Raw genomic sequence first — 19,829 nt, forward strand, 5'->3', positions numbered from 1 at the left:
ATGGTGGAGTTCGTCCGGGTGACGTCCGATACCCCCCTCGACGACGTGGTCACCGTGCTGGAGCGCGACGGCTGCATCATCATCGAGAACTTCGTCGACCAGAGCACGCTCGACGGCCTCTGGGAAGACCTGGGCCCGCTGCTCGACGGCACGCGCTACAGCAAGAGCGGGTACGACGGTCACCTGACCCGACGGGTCTCGTCGCTGTTCCGGCGTACCAGCCACCTGACCCCGATCTTCCTGCACCCGCTGTATCTGGGCGCGGCGCGGCAGATCATGGAGAAGCCGGTGCACATGTGGGTCGGTCAGGCCCGCATCGAGATGACGCCCAACATCCAGATCAGCGCGACCCAGGCCATCCAGATCGACCCGGGGCAGGGGCGTCAGCCGCTGCACCGCGACGACTCGCTGCACCTGCGGCGACACCCGGGCCCGACGACGCGGGTGCAGTTGATGCTCGCGCTGAGCGAGTTCACCCAGGAGAACGGCGCCACCCTCGTGATCCCAGGCAGCCATCACTGGGACGACGAGCGTGCCCCACGCTACAGCGAGGCGATCCCGGCAGCGATGCCCGCCGGGTCGGCGCTGCTCTGGCTGGGCGGCGTCTACCACGGCGGCGGCGGCAACGTCTCCACCGGGCCGCGGACCAGCCTCACCGTCTCCTACGACCTCGGCAACCTGCGGCAGGAGGAGAACCAGTTCCTGGCGGTGCCGCGCGACGTCGTCCTCACGCTCCCCGAGGAGGTCCAGCGCCTGCTCGGCTACGACCGTTGCCCGCCGGGCGTGGGCTGGTACGAGATGGAGGACCCCCACATCCTGCTCACCGACCCGGACGCCGACCCGGCGGTGCTCGAAAGCCCCGCACGGGCCTGAACGTGTCCGACGTGGTGGACGAAGCGGCCGCCCCGCCCGCTGTCGGTGGGGCGGCCGTCCTATTCGCACGATCAGAGATGCGTCCACCGGCAGACGGATGTGAGGGTCTGATGGTCGTCGCCCCAGCGGAGGGACCCACCCACATGACCGACATCCTGCCCGACGACCCGCGCTACGCCGCACTCGTCGAGGGTTACAACCACCGCTTCACCGGCCGCCCCGACCACGTCCGTCAGGTCCGCACCACCGCCGAGGTCGCCGCCGCCGTGCGGGAGGCCGTCGGCTCGGGGCGGCGGGTGGCGGTGCGCAGCGGCGGCCACTGCTTCGAGGACTTCTTCGCCAATCCCGAGATCCAGGTGCTGATCGACCTCGCGCCGATGAGCGCGGTGTCCTACGACGCGCAGCGGCGGGCAATCATGGTCGAGGCCGGCATCACCCTCGGGGCGCTCTACCCGATCCTGTACGACACCTGGGGCGTCACGATCCCCGGCGGCACCTGCTTCGAGGTCGGCGTCGGCGGCCACATCACCGGCGGCGGCTACGGTCACCTGTCCCGCCGCGACGGACTGGTCGTCGACCACCTGTACGCGGTGGAGGTGGTCGTCGTCGACGAGTCGGGCACCGTCGACGTGGTGGTCGCCACCCGGGAGCCCGACGACCCGCACCACGACCTGTGGTGGGCGACCGCGGGCGGCGGTGGCGGCAGCTTCGGTGTGGTCACCCGGTTCTGGCTGCGCAGCCCGGGAGTCGACTCCGACGACCCGTCGCGTCTGCTGCCCACGGCGCCCCGCCGGATCCGGCGTTGTGACGTGCTGTGGTCGTGGGACGGGATGACCGAGGACGCGCTGACCCGCCTGATCGCGAACTACTGCGGCTGGCTGGAGCGGCACAGCGCCGTCGACGCACCGGAGACCCAGCTGTGGAGCAACCTCATCGTCATGCACCGCTCGGCCGGCATCGTGGCGCTCACCGCTGTGGTCGACGACGCGGTCGAGGGTGCCGCCCGGATGCTCGACGACCAGCTCGCGGCGATCGGGGACGGCACCGGGCTGACCCCCCGGTCCGTCGACCGGGACGTGGTCGACTGGATGGCGAGCTGGATGCCCTCGTACAGCTGGCCCAGCGACCCGAAGGGGCGCTACAAGAACAAGGCCGGCTATCTGCGCCGGGGCTACACCGACAAGCAACTGGCCACCATCTTCCGCTACCTGGCCGACCCGGAGTACGCCAACCCGGCGGCCGGCATCGTGCTCACCGCGTTCGGCGGACAGGTGAACGCGGTGCCGTCGGACGCCACCGCCGCGGCACAGCGGGACAGCGTGGTGAAGGCGTCGTACAGCGCGGGCGCCTGGCAGTCACCCGACGACGACGCCGTCAACACCGCCTGGGTCCGCGCGTTCTACCGGGACGTCTACGCCGAGAGCGGCGGCGTTCCGGTGTCCGGCGACGTCAGTGACGGCTCCTACATCAGCTACCCCGACGTCGACCTGGCCGATCCGGAGTGGAACACCTCCGGCGTGCCCTGGCACACCCTCTACTTCAAGGACAACTATCCCCGCCTCCAGCGGGTCAAGCGCCGCTACGACCCCCGGGACGTCTTCCGGCACGGTCTGTCGGTGCGGCTGCCCGATTGAGCGGTCCACACCACCCAGGGAGCCACGATGGCAGGCGAGGTGTACTTCCCCCACGATCCGGCCTACGAGCACGCCACGACGGTGTTCAACCTGCACGGAGCACCCCGCCCGGCCGCCGCGCGCACCGTGCGCACCCTCGCTGAGCTGCGGGATGTGCTCGCGTACGCCCGGACGACGTGCATGCCGGTGCGGGTGCACAGCACCGGCCACGGCGCCGCGGCGGCGCGGGAGATGAGCGGGTCGGTGCTGGTGCGTACCGAGATGGACGGTGCGGTGCAGATCGACCCGGTGCGCCGTACCGCGCTGATTCCCGCCGGCACCCGCTGGGGCGCCGTCGTCGACGCGGCGGCACCGTACGACCTGGCCGCGCCGCACGGCTCGTCGGCCGACGTCGGCGCGGTCGGCTACCTGCTGCGCGGCGGCGTCAGTGTCTACGGGCGGCTGGTCGGGCTCGCGGCCAACAGTGTGACAGCCGTTGACCTGGTCACCGCGGACGGCGAGCTGCACCGCGTCGACGCCGACCACGATCCGGAGCTGTTCTGGGCCCTGCGGGGCGGCGGCGGTGGGTTCGGGGTGGTGGTCGCGGTCGAGATGCGGCTGTTCCCGGCCCGGCCGGTAGTCACCGGCTCGGCGTACTGGCCGGTGGTGCACGCGGCGGAGCTGCTGAGGCGGTGGACCGGGTGGGCCGCTACCGCGCCGTGGGAGGTCACCAGCGCGTTCCAGGTGCTCAACCTGCCCGACGTACCCATCGTGCCGGTCGAGCTGAGGAGCGGAACGATGATCGGGGTGGCGGCGACCGAGGTGCGAGCCGACGACGCGCCGAGCGGGCTGACCGAGCTGTTGGACGAACTGCGCGCCGTGGCCGCCCCGGTGGTCGAGTCGTGGCTGCCGTGTACGCCGGCCGAGGTGGTCCGCGCTCAGCTCGGGCCGGACGAGCCGGTGCCGATCGTCGGCGACCATCTGCTGCTCGCGGACCTCGACGAGCGGGCGTCGGCCGCGTTCCTGGCGGCGACCGGCTCGGGATCGCCGCTGATCACGGCGGAGCTGCGGCAGCTCGGTGGGGCGTTGGCAGTGCCGGACCCTCGGGGTGGGGCGCTCGACCACTACGACGCCCGCTACTCGTATCTGGGCAACGCGATCCCGGACGGCCCCGAGGCCACCGCGGCGATCGAGAAACACTGCGCTGTCGTCCGGGCGGCGCTGGCGCCCTGGGACACCGGCCGCACCGCGCCGACGTTCGTGGAGAGCTGGCAGCAGCCGCAGCGGCACCTCGACCCGGAGCAGATCGACCGGGCGGACCGCGTCCGCACCCGCGTCGATCCCACCGGCCTGTTCCGCCTCGACGCCAGCCCCGGTACGACGATGCTGCGCTAGGGCCTGCTTCATAAGGGCGGTCGAGCCGAGGCGGAGTCCGGGCGGCGATCCGGCAAGGCGCAATTTCGTCCGGATACCGGTGTGGTATCCGGACGAAACCGCGCCTTGCCGGATGTCGTCGTTCGGGCCCGCCCCCCAGGGCGGCCAGTTCTCATGAAACAGGCCCTGGGGCCGACGGACCAACGGCGGTCGCCCGGGGGGATGGGCGGCCGCCGTTGGCGTATCGGGGTGTCCGGCCTAGACGGCACCGGTGGTCGGCACGGTCTCCGACGACGAGGCGGACGCAGGCGACGAGGCAGGCGCTGACGGGGCCGTCGGGTCGGACCCGGACGCCTGTGCGGCGGGCTTGTTCCGCAACGTCACCGCCACCAGCACGATCAGGGCGATGACCAGCAGCGCCTCGACGCCGGCCACCACGTTCATCGCGGTGGTGAACGCCTCACCAGCGACGTCACTGAGGGCGGTGGCCAGGTTGCCCGGCAGCGAGTCGGATGCGGCGGTCGCCGCGGCGACGTTCTCCCGGGACACGTCGGCGACCTCCGGGGGTACGTCGGTCAACGGCGCGTCGGCCATCCGGTCGCGGTAGACGGCGGCACCGATGCTGCCCAACAGCGCGAGGCCCAGCGTCGACCCGAACACGTTGCTGGTCTCGGAGAGCGACGCGGCGGAGCCGGCCTTCTCCGGGGCTACGGAGCTGACCACCATGCCGGTGCCCTGGGTGAACAGCGGACCGGTGCCGAGCGCGACGAGCGCGACCGCGACGACGATCGCGATCAGCCAACCGGAACTGCCGGCCTGGGTCAGCACCAGCATCGCCACCAGGGAGATGCCGAGCCCGATCATGATCGCGGTGGCCGGCTTGAGCGTCTTCATCAGCATCGGCGTGGCCATGCTGCCGATCGCGATGCCCAGACCGGTGGGCGCCTGCCAGAGGCCGGACGCGCCGGGCGAAAGGCCCTCGACGCTCTGGATGTACTGCGTGCTCATCAGGCTGACGCCGGCGAGCGCGGCCGAGGCGAACATCATCGTGACGAGGGTGCCGCTGAAGGCCGCGTTCCGGAACATCGTGAGGTCGATCAACGGGTGCTCCAGCCGGGATTGGCGGCGGATGAAGATCCAGCCGACCACCAGGCCGAACAGGATCGCGCCGCCCGCGACGGCCGGGTTGTCCGAGTCACTCGCGGCGAACTCCTTGACGCCATAGACCACCGGCAGGATCGCACCGAGCGACAGCACCACGCTGAACAGGTCGAACTTGCCCGCGTTGGGGTCGCGGTACTCGGGCAGCAGCACGAACCCGGTGGCCAGCAGCACGATCATGAACGGCACGCCGAGCAGGAACACCGAGCCCCACCAGAAGTGCTCGACCATCACGCCGCCGACGATCGGCCCGATCGCGGTGCCGCCGAAGAGCGCGGACGCCCAGATCGAGATCGCCACGCCCCGCTGCTTCTCGTTGCGGAACATGTTGGTGATCAGCGCCAGCGTCGACGGCGACAGGGTCGCGCCGGCGATGCCCAGCAGGGCCCGCGCGATGATCAGGGTGGTGCCGCTGTTGGCGTACGCGGCGAGCACCGAGGCCACCGTGAAGGCGACCGCGCCGATCATGAGCAGTCGACGGCGCCCGACCCGGTCACCGAGGGTGCCCATGGTGAGCAGGAAGCCGGCCAGCAGGAAGCCGTAGATGTCGATGATCCACAGCTGCTCCACGCTGGTGACGCCGAGGTCCGCGCTGAGATGCGGCAGCGCCAGGAACAGCGCTCCGATATCCATCGCCACCAGCATCGCCGGCAGTGCCAGCACCGCCAGCCCGATCCATTCCTTACGTCCCGCCAGGTCGTTCGCTGGCGCCGACGTGGAGTTATCCATCGTGTCGATCCCTTCTCGGCCTCATGAGCCTGCGACGGCGGTCTTCGACGCCCCGAGGCCCCTCTACCGCCATGTCGAAGCCGACGAGCGGTTTTCGACATGTCTTTCCGGCGTACCGACGTTCTGCCGCGAACAGATGCTCGGGACGACTTCCGTCGTGCGCAGTCGCTGCCGACGGCGCGGCGTAGCACTCGCGGAGATGACCGCTCCCCGCATCGGCGGGCAACCTTTGGGCGACCCCAACGAGATGCCGGAGGACTGTTGCGTGAGGACGGACGCCGAGCCCATCAGCATCGACATCTGGCTGCCCAGCTACCCGGCCGTGCCCGACTACGTGGGCGGAATCCGGGCCCTGGCGGCGAGCTTCCACGACGCCCACCCCGACTACCGGATCCGGGTTCGTGAGTCGAGCTACAAGACGTTGCCCGCCGATGTGGACGCCGCGGCCAGACGCGGCGCCGCCCCGGCCCTCGTGCAGTACTTCCACACCTCCACGCAACTGGCCCGGGACATGCGCGACGTCAACGGCGCACCGCTGTTCCGGCCGGTCGCGACGACGCTCGCCGACCGCACCACAGTGCTCGGCGAGCCGGTGGTCACCGACGACATCGTGGCCCCGGCACGGGGGTACTACTCGGCGGACGGCCTGCTGCTCGCGGCTCCCCCGCTGGTCTCTACCACCCTGCTGTACGCCAACACCACGTTGCTCGCGGGGGCGGGAGTGACAGCGCTGCCGACCACCTGGGCCGAGGTGACGGCCGCCTGCAAGGCGGTCAGCGCGCACACCGGCGGGCCGGCGATCACCTGGCCCAACCACGGGTGGATCTTCCAGCAGGCGGTCGCCCAGCAGGGTGGCCTGCTCGCCGATCACGCCAACGGCCGCGACGGTCGCGCCGAGAAGGTCGACCTCGCCGTGCCGGAGATGGTGGCCTTCGCGCAGTGGTGGCGCGGTCTGTACCGCGACGGTCACTACCACTACACCGGCGGGCAGGCGTACGGCGAGAACACCGGCCGGGCCTGGCAGGAGAACTTCGCCGCCTTCGCCGAGCAGCGGGTGGCGTTCGTCCTCAGCTCCTCGGTCGAGGCGGAGTGGCTGATCCAGGCCGGCCGCGACCACGGCTTCACCGTCGAGGTCGGCCGGATGCCGCACAACGGCGAGGTCCGCTACGCGGGCAACATCGTCGGCGGTGACGCCATCTGGCTCACCGACAGCGTGCAGCCGGCGGTCCGGGACGGCGCGCTCGCGTTCCTGCAACACCTGCTCAACCCGCGGGCCGTCGCCGAGCGGCACAAGGCGACCTGGTTCATCCCGGTCACCACGACCGCAATCGACATGTTGGCCGGCGACGGCTGGTTCGACGAACGGCCACATCAGAGGGTCGCCATCGAGCAGCTACTGGCGACCGACGGCTCACCTGCCGCGCGTGGGGCCGTACTCGGCGAGTTTCCCCGCATCCAGGGCCTGATGACGCACGCGATGGAAGACATCCTGCTGCACGACGCGGACCCGTCGGGCCGCTTCGCCCGCGCGTCCGAGCAGGCCCAGCATCTGCTCGACGACTACAACGCCGACTGCCTCGGCCTGCGGGCGGGTCCGCCCGGGCCGCGTCAGTTCGTCGTGGACTGACTCCGCCCATCATCTCGTGAGGAGCGCGCTCATGACCATCTCGCAGCAACCACCCCCGGCGACCGCTGATCTCCCGCTCTCCCTGCAGCAGGAGTTCCTGCTGCTGTTCGACACGGGCGAGACCACCGGCCCGTTCGGGCCGCATTACCTGATCGCCGACGGTTGGCGAGTGCACGGCCGGATAGATGTGGACATTCTCGATCTGGCGCTGGCGGACGTGATCGGGCAGCACGAGGCCCTCCGGACGTCGGTGCTGCGCGACGGTGAGCACGGGCAGCGGGTGTTGCCGGTGACCTCGCCGAAGGTGGACGTCCGCGACCTGCCGGGAATCGACCCCGCCGACCGCGAGCGCCGCGCCGAGGAGCTGATCAACGAGATCGAGGCCGGCACCCTCGACGTGCACGACCTGCCCCTGCTGCGGGCCACGCTGGGGCGCTTCGACGAGACGGACTCGGTGCTGGTCCTCACCACGCACCACTCGGCGGCCGACGCCTGGTCGATGCAGATCATCCTGCGTGACCTGGCTCGCTCGTACGCCCAGCGGGCCGCCGGGGAGACGCCCATCGCGGGCACGGCCCCGCAGTACCGCGAGTACATCGCCGCCCAGCAGGACGAGGCGGACGCTCCACCGCTGGCGGCGGCCCGTGACTACTGGCGGGACAAGCTGGCCGGCGGGCGGATCATGGTGACCGCGGCGGACCGGGAGTTGGCGGCCGACACCGTGCCGACGACCACCTGGCACCGCTTCGTCACCGACGCCGAGCTCCGGTCGACGACCACGGCCCTCGCGGCCGACACGCACACCTCACCGTTCATGGTGCTGTTGGCCGCCTTCTACGTGCTGGCGAGCCGCTGGACCGGCAGCACCGACCTGACCGTGCCGACGTTCACTCCCGGACGCGGGCACGGTCGGTTCCAGGAGACGGTCGGCTCGTTCTTCAACTTCGTTCCGCTGCGGACCGACCTGTCCGACGCCACCACCTTCCGCGACGTGGTCACCCGGACCCGCGCCACCTGCCTCGGCGCGTACTCCCACGAGGTCCCGCTGCTGCACGTCCTGCAGGAGGCGCCCGAGCTGATGGCGTCGGTCGGGCCCGGCGTCGTGCCCTGCCTCTTCCAGGTCATCCAGCCGCCGTTCGTGATGGAGCGCGAGCGGGTGGGCGACCTGGAGTACTCGGCGGTGTGGCGGCGGGTCATCTCCCAGCCGGTCGGTTCCGACATGCCCGACGGCATCCTCTGGTCGCTGCATCTCGGCCCGTCCGACGACATCGTCGGCGCGATCGGGTTCAGCGCCCACCTGTTCGATCAGAAGACGATCGACGACCTCGTCGACCGTTACCTGCACCTGCTGCGTGAGCTGCTGACCCGGCCGGACGCGGCACTGACCACGATTGGGGGAGGGCGGTGACAACGGGCCGGAAGGTGGGCGACCGTGTGGTCGTGCTCGGCGCCAGCCTCGGGGCGCTCCTCGCGGCGAAGGAACTCGCCGAGTCGTTCGACGACGTGGTGCTCGTCGACCGCGACGAGGTCGTGGACAACCCGACGTACCGGCGGGGGGTTCCGCACGGTCGGCACGCGCACGGGCTTGTCGCGAAGGGCCAGCAGATCTTCGAACGGCAGTTCCCCGGCCTGATGGCCGACCTGGTCAACGCCGGCGTCAAGCCCGGCGACTTCAACGGCGACATCCAGTGGATCTTCGGTGGGCAGCGGCTCAAGCCGTCGACCTCCGGGCTGCTCTCGGTGCCCGCCACCCGACCCGTGCTCGAATACCACCTGCGCAAACGGGTGCAGGCGATTCCCAACGTCCGGTTCCTGCAGAAGCGCGACGTCCTCGGGCTGGCGGTCACCGCGGACGGCGCGACAGTGACCGGCGCGCGGATCCAGGCGCAGACACCCGGCAGCGCTCCCGAGGTGCTCGACGCCGACCTGGTCATCGACGCCACCGGCCGGGGCTCGCGCACGCCGACCTGGTTGGCGGAGCTGGGGTACGCGCGGCCCACCGAGGACAAGGTGAAGATCGACCTCGCCTACACGACGCGGCACTACCAGGCGCCGTACGACCCGTTCGGCAGCGACCTGGCGATCATCCCGGCGGCCACACCGGCGCAGCCACGCGGCGCCTTCTTCTACCGCCTGCCCGGCGACGACAACCGACTGGAGCTGTCGCTGACCGGCATTCTCGGCGACCACCCGCCCACCGACCCGGAGGGCTTCGGAGAGTTCGTCCGCTCGGTGCCGGTGCCCGAGATCGCCAAGGTGCTCGCCGACTGTGAGCCGCTCGACGACCCCGTGCAGTTCCGCTACCCGGCGAGCGTCCGACGCCGCTACGAGCACCTGACCCGATTCCCGGAGCGGTTCCTGGTGCTCGGCGACGCGGTGTGCAGCTTCAACCCGATCTACGCCCAGGGCATGACAGTGGCCGCCGTGGAGTCGGTGGTGCTCGGCGGCCTTCTGCGCCAGGGCGCGATCCCGCCCTGGCGGGAGTTCTTCCGTCAAATCGCCGCCGAGATCGACTCACCGTGGGACTTCTCGGCCAGCGCCGACCTCGGTTACGCGGGCGTTCAGGGCCGTCGCACCGCGAAGGTCCGCACGATCAACGCGTATGTCGCCCGGTATCAGCGGGCCGCCGTACACGACGCGGAACTGACCAACGGCTTCATCCGGGTGGCCGGGCTGATCGACCCGCCAACCAGCCTGCTCCGCCCCGACCGGATCATCCGTGTGCTGCGCAAGGCCGGTCGGCCCGTACCGCCGCCGGCGCCGACCCTGGCGGCTGCCCCGGTCAGCCGGCCACAACCCGAGAGGTAGGACGATGCGCCCGTACCAGATCGACGTTCCACCGTCCGACATCGACGATCTGCGCCGACGGATCGCCGCGACCCGGTGGCCGGACGAGATCCCCGACGTGGGGTGGAGCCGTGGCGTACCGGTCGGCTACCTGCGGGAGCTGGCCGAGTACTGGCACTCCGGTTACGACTGGGCGGCCACCCAGCGTCGGCTCAACGAGATACCGCAGTTCGTCACGGAGATCGACGGCGCCCAGGTGCACTTCCTGCATGTCCGCTCCCAGGTGCCGGGCGCCACGCCGCTGCTGCTCACGCACGGCTGGCCGAGCACCGGCTTCGAGTTCGTCGACATCATCGACGCACTGGTCGACCCGGCCGCTCACGGTGGCGACGCGGCCGACGCGTTCCACGTCGTCGTCCCCACCATCCCGGGGTACGGCTTCTCCGGGCCGACCCGGCAGGCCGGCTGGGACACCGAGCGCGTCGCCCGGGCCTGGACCAGGCTGATGGCGGACCTCGGCTACGACAGGTACGTGGCCCAGGGTGGTGACTGGGGCTCACCGATCTCGCTGCGCGTGGGTCTGGCCGACCCGGAGCACGTACGCGGGGTGCACCTCAACATGTGCGTGACGTTCCCACCGCCGGACTTCACCGAGTTCGCCGAACTCAGCCCCGCCGACCAGGCGAAACTGGGCTTCGCGCTGGATTTCCAGCAGGACGGCATGGGCTGGCAGAAGATCCAGTCGACGCGACCGCAGACGCTGTCCTACGGGCTCACCGACTCCCCGGTCGGGCAGCTCGCCTGGATCGTGGAGAAGTTCAAGGAGTGGTCCGCCGCCGACAAGGCACCAGAGGACGCGATCAGCCGCGAGCACATCCTCACCACGGTCACGATCTTCTGGTTGACGGCGACCGCGGGGTCGAGCGCGCAGCTCTACTTCGAGTCCACGCACCGCGACGCCGACTTCGCGCGGACCTGGGGTGGCCCCTGGCCGCTGGCCATGCCGGTCGGCGTGGCGGCGTTCCCGGAGGACGCGGTACGACCGGTGCGGCGCTTCGCGGAGGGCATCCTGCCGACGCTCGCGCACTGGTCGGAGTACGACCGGGGCGGTCACTTCCCCGCCCTTGAGCAGCCGGCTCTCCTGGTCACCGACCTGCGGACGTTCGTCCGTGGGCTGCCGAACTGACTAGCGGCGTCGGCGAGGGCGCGGGCCGGGCCACAGCGCGGTGGCCCGGCCCGCAGCCCCACCTCACATCTCGGTTCCGCCGATGTCCATGATGGGCCGGACCTCCATGGCGCCGCCCTCACTGGCGTCCGGCCACCGGGCCGCGATGTCGATCGCGCGCTGCTCGCTGTCGGTCTCGACGATCAGGTAGCCGGCCAGGTGCTCCTTGGCCTCGACGAACGGGCCGTCGGTGGTCACCGGGACGCCGGCGGCGACGCGGACGACCTTCGACTGCGACACGTCGGCCAGGACCTCACCGCCGATCAGCTCACCGGACTCGGACAGCTCCTTGGTGATGGCGTCGATCTCGGCGTAGACCTTCATGGTCTCGGCTTCGGACCGTCCCGTGACAGTTGCGGGGTTCGCGTGGATCAACAGCATGTACTTCACGGAAGAACTCCTTCGCAGAGGCTGTGCCGGATCGGCACCCTTCATAGTGCAGTCGGAGCCACACCGCCAAATGTGTCATCGATCCACGGCCTTTCACACTTTTCCCGCGACCGGCCGGTGTCCGGAGGGCTCAGACGAACGCCTCGTCGGCGAGTTCGGTGACCCGCTGCACGATGTTCATCTCGATCGGGTTGAACCGGTTCTTGGTCACCGCGACGGTGACCCCGGTCGCCCGGTCGGCGAACGCGGCGCTGCCGCCGATGCCCACCATGCCGAAGACCGTCGGTCGGTCCGACGGGTCGGAGGTGCCCGGCCAGCCCAGGCAGTAGCCGAGCGCCCAGGTCGAGGTGCCGCCGGTCATCTCGTCGTCGAGGCCGGCGGTGGCCAGCGTGGTGGCCTCGCGCAGGCGTTCCGGGGAGATCAGCCGTACGCCGTCCACCTCACCGGTGAGCGCCGCGTACATCTTCGCGATCGCCCGGGCGCTCATCGTGCCGGCGAACGGCATGTCCGAGGTCAGCACGTCCGTCCTGTTGCCAAAGTCCGCATTCGGCACGATCGCCGGCGGAACGGCCTTGAACAGCGGAAAATCCGGTGGCATCGAGGCGAACGCGGCTTTGCCGCCCGGGTCGTCGGTCAGTCGGGCCACCCGGCCGAGTTGCTCCTGCGGCACCCCGAAGAACAACTCGTCGGCCATCCCGATGGGCCCGGCGACGCGTTCGGCGAGAACTGTCGAGATCGGTTTGCCGGTGGCCCGACGGACGACCTCGCCGATCAGGTAGCCAAAGGTGGCGGCGTGGTAGCCGACCCGCTCGCCGGGCGCCCACCAGGGCTCCATGCCGGCGATGAGCTGACACATGCCGTTCCAGTCGGTGAGCTGCTCGATCGTGGTGTCAGCGGGGACCGCCGGCACACCGGCCGAGTGTGTCAGTACGTGCCGGATCCGCACCTCGCCCTTGCCGTGCGCGGCGAACTCCGGCCACAGGTCGGCGACCCGGGTGTCGTAGTCGAACACACCGTCGTCCACCAGCGCGTGGGCCACGGTGGAGGCCGCCGCCTTACCCGTCGACGCCGAGTAGAAGAGGGTGTCCGGCCGAACAGGTTGGCCGGCAGCCGTGTCCGCGACCCCTGCCACCACGTTGACCACCAGGTCACCGTTGCGATAGACGGCGACCTGCACGCCGTCCTCGACGCCGTCGTCCACCAGCCCGTCGACCAGCACCTGCACCTGCTTCTGAAGATCGCTCATCGTCTGTCTCCTACCCGGTCGTCATGGCACTCGAAGCGTGCCCCTCACCTGTAGGTCGGAGCCACTACCGGCATTTTGCCATCAAAGCCACTTTCCACTCAGATCCGACTCTCCGGGACGACGACGAAGGCCGGCCGTACTGACGTACGGCCGGCCTTCGTCGTGCTGCGGGTCTCAGGTGCGCGGGCCACCCAGGCGACGCACGATGTCGTCGCGGAGCCACTGCTTGGAGATCTTGCCGATCGGGGTACGCGGCAACGCGTCCACGAACTCGATCCGCTCCGGCCACTTGAACCGGGCCAGGCCGAACTTCTCCAGATAGTCCCGGACGTCGTCGAGCGTCGGCAGCGGTCCGTCCGGGCGACACACCAGGTAGGCGCAGGCGCGCTCCCCCAGCCGCTCGTCCGGCATCGCCACCAACGCCGCGTCGACCACCAACTCGTGACCGAGCAGGATCCGCTCCACCTCCTCGGCGTTGACCTTCTCGCCGCCCCGGTTGATCAGGTCCTTGACCCGGCCCTCGATCGAGTAGGCGACCAGACCGTCCAGGTGGTGCGCGCGGACCAGATCGCCGCTGCGGTAGAACCCGTCGGGCGTGAACGCCGAGTCGGTGCCGACCGGCACGCCGAGATAGCCGGGCACTGTGTACGGACCGCGCGCGCACAGCTCACCGATCTCCCCCGGTGGCGTCGGCCGCAGCGTGCCGGGCTCCAGCATCACCACCTCGTCCAGCGGACTGATCGGCACGCCCACAGTTGAGGCGCGCAGGTGCGGCGACGCGTCGCGTGGCGTGAACAGGAACAACCCCTCGGTCATCCCGAACGCCTGGGTGACGTGCACCCCGCGCGCCTCGATCGCGTCGAACAGCTCCCGGGGCACCTTCGCCGCGGTCAGCACGCAACTGTTGACACTGGCGAAGGCGCCGTCGAACCGTGGATGCCGCAGGTACTCGTTCATCAGGCCCGGCGGGCTCATGAACCAGGTGGCCCGCTCGTCGTCCATCAGGGCCAACAGATCATCGGCGACGGGTGTCGCGAGCAGCAGCGCGGCGCCCACCGAGTGCGCGGCGTGCAACGCGTTGGTGGCGCCGGCGTTGTGCACCAGGGGCAGGCCGAAACCGAGCCGGTCCTGCGGGGTGAAACCCCACCAGCGGGCGGTGGCGACGGCGTTGTACCAGTATTCCGGGTGCAGCCGGGGGATCACCTTGGGTACGCCGGTGGTGCCACCGGAGAGCTGGAAGACGGCGGGCGCGTCGAGGTCGGTGTTCGCGTCGATCCGCGCAAGCCGGGCCGCCTGCGCATCGGAGAGTGGGCGGTCGACGAGATCCTCGATCCGTTCCTGACCGGACGCGCCGGGCCGGCCCCCGATGGTGGCCAGCAGACGGATGCTCGGCACCAACCGGCGGATCTCGTCGGCGAACGCCACCAGGTCGAAGCCGCGCAGATCGGCCTGCACCAGGTGCGCCGAGGCGCGGGTCTGCCGCGCGATCTCCTCGATCTCGTGGCGCCGGTGGATCGCCAGCGTGCACACCGGGATCAGGCCGGCCTTGAGCAGGCCGTACCAGGTGGCCACCGCGAGAGCGCTGTTGGTGATCTGCAGGATCACCGACTCGCCCGGATGCAACCCGGCATCCAGCAGACCCGCGGCGATCACGTCGGAGTGCCGGTCCAGGTCGGCGTACGTCCACCGAACGCCCGGCGTGACGACGGCGACGCGGTCCGGGTGGGCGCGTACGGTCTCCCGCAGCGCCCCCGGGATCGTGCGTGGCTGCCACAGACCCTCGGCGCGATACCTGTCCGCGGCGGCAGCCGGGTACGGCACGGTGTCCCACTGCTGACGCACGTCGGGCGGCGGCAGTCTGTTGTCCTGTTCTGTGGTCATCGGCTCTCCTGAGCGCTACACGGGGACGGCGACGAGCAAACCGGTCGAGGCCGAGACCTCGCGTGTTTCGGCGAGCCGGAATCCGGAGCGGTCGAACACCGCCTCGAACTCGCGCTCGGTGCGCTCGCGCCCCGGATGCAGCGCGAGCATGATGATGTCGCGCAGCTTGCCGTCGTGCGGCTGGTCGTCCTCCGGGATGACGGCGTCGACGACGAACAGGCGGCCGTTCGGGTCGATCACCCGGCGCACGTTGGTCAACACGGTGACGACCTGCTCGTCGGTCCAGTCGTGCAGGATCATCGACAGGAGGTACGCGTCGGCGCCGGCGGGCACCGCGGTGAAAAAGTCCCCGCTCTCGACGGTCACCCGGTCGGTGACACCGGCCGCGTCGAGCACCGCGTCGGCGTGCGCGACGACCGCCGGCCGGTCCAGGAGCACCGCGGTCAGCGTCGGGTACGACCTCAGCAGAGTGGCCACCAGACTGCCGGTGCCACCGCCGACGTCACAGATGCGGCGCACACCGGAGAAGTCGTACGCGGCGACCGCCTGGGCGTGGAGTTGGCGGGAAAGATCACCCATCGCGTCGCGGAAGACCGCCGCCTGCTCGGGTCGCCGTTCGAGGTGGGCCCACCAGGACAGGTCGTAGATCTGTTCGAACGGTGGGCGTTCGTCGCGCAGGCCGAGCGTGAGGGCCGTGAGGGCTGCCTGACGCTCGGGCAGCCCCCACAACCGGGCCCACGCGTCGAGCGAGCCCGGTGCGTCAGTGCGGAGGGTGTCGAGCAACGGCGTCGGACCGTAGACGCCCGGCGCCGGTTGCGCGACCACACCGACGCCGGCCAGCGCCCGCAGAATCCGGTGCAGGGCCTCCGGACGGGCGTTGGCCTTCGCGGCCAATGCCTCGACCGGCTGGGGCCCGTCGGCGAGCTGGTCGGCGATGCCCAGCTCGGCGACGGCGACCACCATCTGCGTGATCAGCGGCGCATGCAGGATCGCCATCATCCTGGTGTGCGGATCAGGCTCGGGCACGGTGGTCGTTCCCCTCTGTGGCTGCTACTTGACGTCGGCGGTCAGTTCGTCGGTCAGGTACTCGGCGACCGCCGCCACTGTCGGGCGGTTCCACAGCAGCGTCGACGGGACCGGCGTGCGGAACCGCCGCTCCAACCGCAGCTGGATAGCCACCGTCATCAGCGAGTCCGCGCCCAGCTCCGCCAGCGGCCGGTGCACGTCGAGGTCCTCCAACGGGAGGCGTACCTCACCGGCGGCAACCTCGCGGACCGCGGCGAGCACGAAGTCGCGCAACTCCGGACCGGACAGCGTCTGCCAGACCTGCTCCTCGGCGGTCTGTTCCTCCTCGGGACCGAGGTCGATGAGCACCTCCTTGCGCACCGCCCCGAACCGGACGCCGGTGAACCGGGCGGCCAGGTCCCCGTCGAGGGTCCGCACCTCGACGTCGACCTCCACCTCGTCGTCGGACCCGGCGATCAGCCGTACCGCGATCAACGCCTTCGGTGGCGGCGGCAACACCAGCGTGGCCTCGGTCAGCCAGCCCGGCATCCGCAACAGCGGGTCGCCGGGGAAGATGACCGGCGCCACCGAGAGCGCGGCATCGGTGAGCGAGGCCCAGGTCCGCTCTGACTGACCGCCGGCGGGGTCCGCGACGACCGTCGCCAGCATCCCGGACGGGTGTCGGCGTACGGCTTCCACCTCCCACGGCCAGCCGATACCGACCACCCCGATCGCGGCGAGCCGGTCCCAGACACAGGAGGGGTCCAGCGTCTGCGGGTGCGCGGCGCGCAACGTCTCCGGGTCGACCCGCTCGGCCGTCGGCGCCGCGTCGGCGATCTCGGCGCTGGCGTGGGTGAGCCAGGACTTGTCGTCCTGCTGAGTGGTGAGCCGGGAGCTGAGCCGCACGGTCCCGTCCTGCCGGACGACCTGGATCTCGTGGGGCACCGCCACGCCGATCGGCACCCGCAGCGCGACGTCGCGCAGCGGCGCGTTCTCGGCCGCCTGGAACAGTGTGTTGAGGGTCGCCGCCGCCGGGATCACCTCGGTGCCCAGCACCGCGTGCCCGCCGGGGTAGGGCCGGTTCGTGTCGTCGAGGAACGTCCGCCACATCAGCACCGGTGTGGTGCCCTGCACGGCGGTACGGGCCCCGAGCAGGGTGTGGGTCTCGACGTCGTGTTCGAGGTTGGCCGCCGCGGGCCGGACGTTGTCGATCCAGTATCGACGGTGCTGCCACGCGTTGGTCGGGGCGTCGACGAGGTCACCGCCGGGTTGCAGGCTCGCCCAGTCAACCGGCACACCCGCACAGTGCAGGGTGCCGAGGTTCTCCAGCAGGGTCGGTCGCTGCGGGCGTTCCCGGCGCAGGCTGTGCGCGATGACCCCGTCCTCGACGCCGACCACGGCGAGGATGTCGATGACGGAGTGCTGCACGATCGGGTGTGCGGAGATCTCCAGGAAGACACGGTGCCCGTCGTCGACCGCCGCGCGGATCGCCTGCTCGAAGCGCACCGGATTACGCAGGTTGGTCACCCAGTAGTCGGCCGACCGCTCGACAGTGGAGCGCGCATCGGTCAGGGCGGTGCTGTACACCGGCACGGTGGCCGGCCGGCTGACCAGGTCGGCGAGGTCGGCGCGCAGGTCGTCGACCAACCCGTCCATCTGCGGGCTGTGGAAGGCGACATCGGAGTTGACCCGGCGGACGACAAGGTTCTCGGTCCGCCAGCGGTCGGCAATCTCGTCGACAAGCGCGGACGGACCACTGATCACCGTCGACGTGGGGGACGCGGCGACCGCCGCCGCGACCCCGGGGACGTCCGCCAGCCGGGCCGTGACCTTGTCGAACGGCAGGTTGACCATCGCCATGCCGCCCTGGCCGGCGACCCGGCGCAGCAACCGGGACCGGCGACAGACCAGGAGTGCCGCCTGCGGAAGGTCGAGCATGCCGGCCGCGACCGCCGCCGCGATCTCGCCGATCGAGTGCCCGACGATCGCCGCCGGACGCAGGCCGTAGCTCTGCCAGATCCGCGTGAGCCCCACCTGGATCGCGAAGGTCATCGCCTGCACCCGGCCGACCTCGGTGAAGTCGTCCTCCAGCAGGGCTTCGCGCGGATCGAAGCCCAGCTCGGCGCGGAACACCGGCCCCAGCTCAGCCATCGTCTCGGCCATCGCCGGCTCACTGTCGAGCAGCTCTCGGCCCATCCCGACCCACTGCGCCCCGTGCCCGGAGAACACCCAGACCGCGTCGGCGGCGGCGCCACGCGCGACCGTGCCGGTGGCCACGCCCGCGGCAGCCGTGCCCGTGGCGAGCTTGCGGAGTCGGTTGACGAGTTCGGCGCGGTCCGCGGCGACGACCGCGGCGCGGGCGTTGAGCGGCTGCCGGCGGTGGGCCAGCGTGTGACCGATGTCGGCGAGGTCCGCGTCGGAACGCTCCACCCAGTCGGCCAGCGCACCCGCGTTCGCGGCGACGCCGGCGAGGGTCGCGTTGGAGAGCGGATAGACCCGCTCGCTCGCGTCGACACTCGTCGGGACGCTCGGCTGCGCAACGGCGCTCGCCTCCTGCGGAGCCTCCTCGATGATGACGTGGGCGATCGTGCCGCCGTAGCCGTAGTTGCCGGTGCCGGACCGCCGGGGGCCGGCGTTGTCCGGCCACGGCGTGAGCGTGTCGACCACTGACAGGCCGGAGGTCTCCCAGGGGATCTCGGTGTTCGGCACTGTGGCGGACAGGGTGGCCGGGATCGCGCCGTGCTGCATAGACAGCACCATCTTGATCAGGCCGGCGACACCGGAGGCGGCCTCCAGGTGCCCGATGTTGGTCTTGACCGAGCCGACCAGCAGCGGAGCCTCCGGCGCACGGTCGGCCCCGGCAACCGTGGACAGGGCGCCGATCTCCACGAGATCACCCAGCCCGGTGCCCGTGCCGTGCGCCTCCACGTAGTCGAGCGAGGCGGGCGACACACCGGCAGCCCGGCAGGCCCGGCGCACCAACTCCTCCTGCGCTTCCTGACTCGGCGCCATGATGCCGTTCGTGCGCCCGTCCTGGCAGACCGCGCTGCCCCGGATCAGGGCGTGGATCCGGTCCCCGTCGCGCCGCGCCTGCGACAGCCGCTTCAGGGCGAGGACACCGCAGCCCTCGCCCCGGCCGTAGCCGTCGGCGGACGCGTCGAACGCCTTCGACCGGCCGTCCGGCGCGAGCGCGCCGGCAGCCTCGAGCACCAGCAGGTACGCCGGGCTGGCCACCAACATCACGCCGCCGGCCAACGCCAGGTCCGTCTCGCCGAGCCGGAGCGCCTGGCAGGCCTGGTGAATGGCGACCAGCGAGGCGGAGCAGGCCGTGTCGACAGCGACGCTCGGACCGCGCAGGTCCAGCACGTACGACAGCCGGTTCGCCACACCGCACATGGACGAGCCGATGCCCATCCACGCCTCCAGCCGGGGTAGGTCCTCCAGCATGCGGCGGCCGTAGTCATCGGTGCAGACACCCATGAACACGGCGGTGTCGCTGCCGGCGAGCGAGTGCGGCAGGATGCCGGCGTGCTCCAGCGCCTCCCAGGCCACCTCCAGGGTGATGCGCTGCTGCGGGTCGATCAGCTCGGACTCGCGCGGGGAAACCCCGAAGAACTCGGCGTCGAAGCCCGCCACGTCGTCGAGGTAGCTGCCGTACTTCAGGGCCCGCCGGGTCGCCGCGGCGTGCGCCGGGCTGATCGCCGCGTAACCGTCCCACCGCTCGTGCGGCGCCTCGCGCAGCGCATTGCGCTCGGCGACGAGGAAATCCCAGTACGTCTGCGGAGAGTTGATGCCGCCGGGAAATCGCAGACCCATCCCGACGATCGCAATAGGTTCATCGCGGTCGATGTCGACGGAACTCATACCCACCACTCACCCCTTTCGGGTCCGACCGAATCGGGTGGTCCCGGGAATCGA

At 70.9% G+C, this 19,829-nt stretch carries 13 protein-coding genes; 7 read left to right on the plus strand and 6 right to left on the minus strand.

What is annotated here, in order from left to right:
- From NIE111_RS10915 to NIE111_RS10925, 3 genes are all read left to right on the plus strand, one after another.
- Positions 1 to 873: a phytanoyl-CoA dioxygenase family protein gene (locus tag NIE111_RS10915; RefSeq protein WP_238684275.1), complete on the plus strand. Its 873-nt coding sequence runs from the start codon at positions 1 to 3 to the stop codon at positions 871 to 873.
- A 143-nt stretch (positions 874 to 1,016) separates the two neighbouring features.
- Positions 1,017 to 2,507 (plus strand): FAD-binding oxidoreductase, encoded by a 1,491-nt coding sequence (locus NIE111_RS10920; protein WP_238684276.1) that lies wholly within the window; start codon positions 1,017 to 1,019, stop codon positions 2,505 to 2,507.
- 27 nt (positions 2,508 to 2,534) lie between these two features.
- A complete protein-coding gene (locus NIE111_RS10925; protein ID WP_238684277.1) occupies positions 2,535 to 3,881 on the plus strand; it encodes an FAD-binding oxidoreductase in 1,347 nt (448 codons plus the stop codon).
- A gap of 237 nt (positions 3,882 to 4,118) precedes the next feature.
- Here NIE111_RS10925 and NIE111_RS10930 read toward each other — a convergent pair whose 3' ends face one another.
- Complete coding sequence (locus NIE111_RS10930) at positions 4,119 to 5,750, minus strand: MFS transporter (protein WP_238684278.1); 1,632 nt, start codon at positions 5,748 to 5,750, stop codon at positions 4,119 to 4,121.
- A gap of 265 nt (positions 5,751 to 6,015) precedes the next feature.
- Here NIE111_RS10930 and NIE111_RS10935 point away from each other — a divergent pair, with 265 nt between their 5' ends.
- The 4 genes from NIE111_RS10935 to NIE111_RS10950 are packed head-to-tail and all read left to right on the plus strand — an operon-like array spanning position 6,016 to position 11,350.
- A complete protein-coding gene (locus tag NIE111_RS10935) occupies positions 6,016 to 7,377 on the plus strand; it encodes an extracellular solute-binding protein (protein ID WP_238684279.1) in 1,362 nt (453 codons plus the stop codon).
- Positions 7,378 to 7,408: 31 nt separating this feature from the next.
- On the plus strand, positions 7,409 to 8,785 hold the full coding sequence (locus NIE111_RS10940) for a condensation domain-containing protein (RefSeq protein ID WP_238684280.1): 1,377 nt from the start codon (positions 7,409 to 7,411) through the stop codon (positions 8,783 to 8,785).
- A gap of 14 nt (positions 8,786 to 8,799) precedes the next feature.
- The gene (locus NIE111_RS10945; RefSeq protein WP_238684281.1) at positions 8,800 to 10,185 is read left to right on the plus strand and encodes an FAD-dependent oxidoreductase; all 1,386 of its coding nucleotides are present in this window, start codon (positions 8,800 to 8,802) and stop codon (positions 10,183 to 10,185) included.
- A gap of 4 nt (positions 10,186 to 10,189) precedes the next feature.
- Positions 10,190 to 11,350 (plus strand): epoxide hydrolase family protein, encoded by a 1,161-nt coding sequence (locus NIE111_RS10950; protein ID WP_210780603.1) that lies wholly within the window; start codon positions 10,190 to 10,192, stop codon positions 11,348 to 11,350.
- A gap of 63 nt (positions 11,351 to 11,413) precedes the next feature.
- Here the strand turns inward: NIE111_RS10950 and NIE111_RS10955 are convergent, their stop codons facing one another.
- From NIE111_RS10955 to NIE111_RS10975, 5 genes are all read right to left on the minus strand, one after another.
- Positions 11,414 to 11,770, minus strand: a complete 357-nt coding sequence (locus NIE111_RS10955; RefSeq protein WP_238684396.1) for a YciI family protein — start codon at positions 11,768 to 11,770, stop codon at positions 11,414 to 11,416.
- A 139-nt stretch (positions 11,771 to 11,909) separates the two neighbouring features.
- A complete protein-coding gene (locus tag NIE111_RS10960) occupies positions 11,910 to 13,025 on the minus strand; it encodes a serine hydrolase domain-containing protein (protein WP_238684282.1) in 1,116 nt (371 codons plus the stop codon).
- Between the two features lie 174 nt (positions 13,026 to 13,199).
- Positions 13,200 to 14,906: an AMP-binding protein gene (locus NIE111_RS10965; RefSeq protein ID WP_238684283.1), complete on the minus strand. Its 1,707-nt coding sequence runs from the start codon at positions 14,904 to 14,906 to the stop codon at positions 13,200 to 13,202.
- A 15-nt stretch (positions 14,907 to 14,921) separates the two neighbouring features.
- A complete protein-coding gene (locus NIE111_RS10970; RefSeq protein ID WP_238684284.1) occupies positions 14,922 to 15,902 on the minus strand; it encodes a methyltransferase in 981 nt (326 codons plus the stop codon).
- Between the two features lie 54 nt (positions 15,903 to 15,956).
- On the minus strand, positions 15,957 to 19,775 hold the full coding sequence (locus NIE111_RS10975; protein ID WP_274530958.1) for a type I polyketide synthase: 3,819 nt from the start codon (positions 19,773 to 19,775) through the stop codon (positions 15,957 to 15,959).
- Between the last annotated feature and the right edge of the window lie 54 nt (positions 19,776 to 19,829).

The organism is Micromonospora hortensis, assembly GCF_022230935.1.
Taxonomy (GTDB): domain Bacteria; phylum Actinomycetota; class Actinomycetes; order Mycobacteriales; family Micromonosporaceae; genus Micromonospora; species Micromonospora hortensis.

Excerpts from the sequence above, each read along its gene's own strand:
- NIE111_RS10930 (WP_238684278.1), bottom strand. The coding sequence starts at position 5,750 with ATGGATAACTCCACGTCGGCGCCAGCGAACGACCTGGCGGGACGTAAG.
- NIE111_RS10960 (WP_238684282.1), bottom strand. The coding sequence starts at position 13,025 with ATGAGCGATCTTCAGAAGCAGGTGCAGGTGCTGGTCGACGGGCTGGTG.
- NIE111_RS10925 (WP_238684277.1), top strand. The coding sequence starts at position 2,535 with ATGGCAGGCGAGGTGTACTTCCCCCACGATCCGGCCTACGAGCACGCC.
- NIE111_RS10915 (WP_238684275.1), top strand. The coding sequence starts at position 1 with ATGGTGGAGTTCGTCCGGGTGACGTCCGATACCCCCCTCGACGACGTG.
- NIE111_RS10970 (WP_238684284.1), bottom strand. The coding sequence starts at position 15,902 with ATGGCGATCCTGCATGCGCCGCTGATCACGCAGATGGTGGTCGCCGTC.
- NIE111_RS10950 (WP_210780603.1), top strand. The coding sequence starts at position 10,190 with ATGCGCCCGTACCAGATCGACGTTCCACCGTCCGACATCGACGATCTG.
- NIE111_RS10975 (WP_274530958.1), bottom strand. The coding sequence starts at position 19,775 with ATGAGTTCCGTCGACATCGACCGCGATGAACCTATTGCGATCGTCGGG.
- NIE111_RS10955 (WP_238684396.1), bottom strand. The coding sequence starts at position 11,770 with ATGCTGTTGATCCACGCGAACCCCGCAACTGTCACGGGACGGTCCGAA.
- NIE111_RS10940 (WP_238684280.1), top strand. The coding sequence starts at position 7,409 with ATGACCATCTCGCAGCAACCACCCCCGGCGACCGCTGATCTCCCGCTC.
- NIE111_RS10965 (WP_238684283.1), bottom strand. The coding sequence starts at position 14,906 with ATGACCACAGAACAGGACAACAGACTGCCGCCGCCCGACGTGCGTCAG.
- NIE111_RS10920 (WP_238684276.1), top strand. The coding sequence starts at position 1,017 with ATGACCGACATCCTGCCCGACGACCCGCGCTACGCCGCACTCGTCGAG.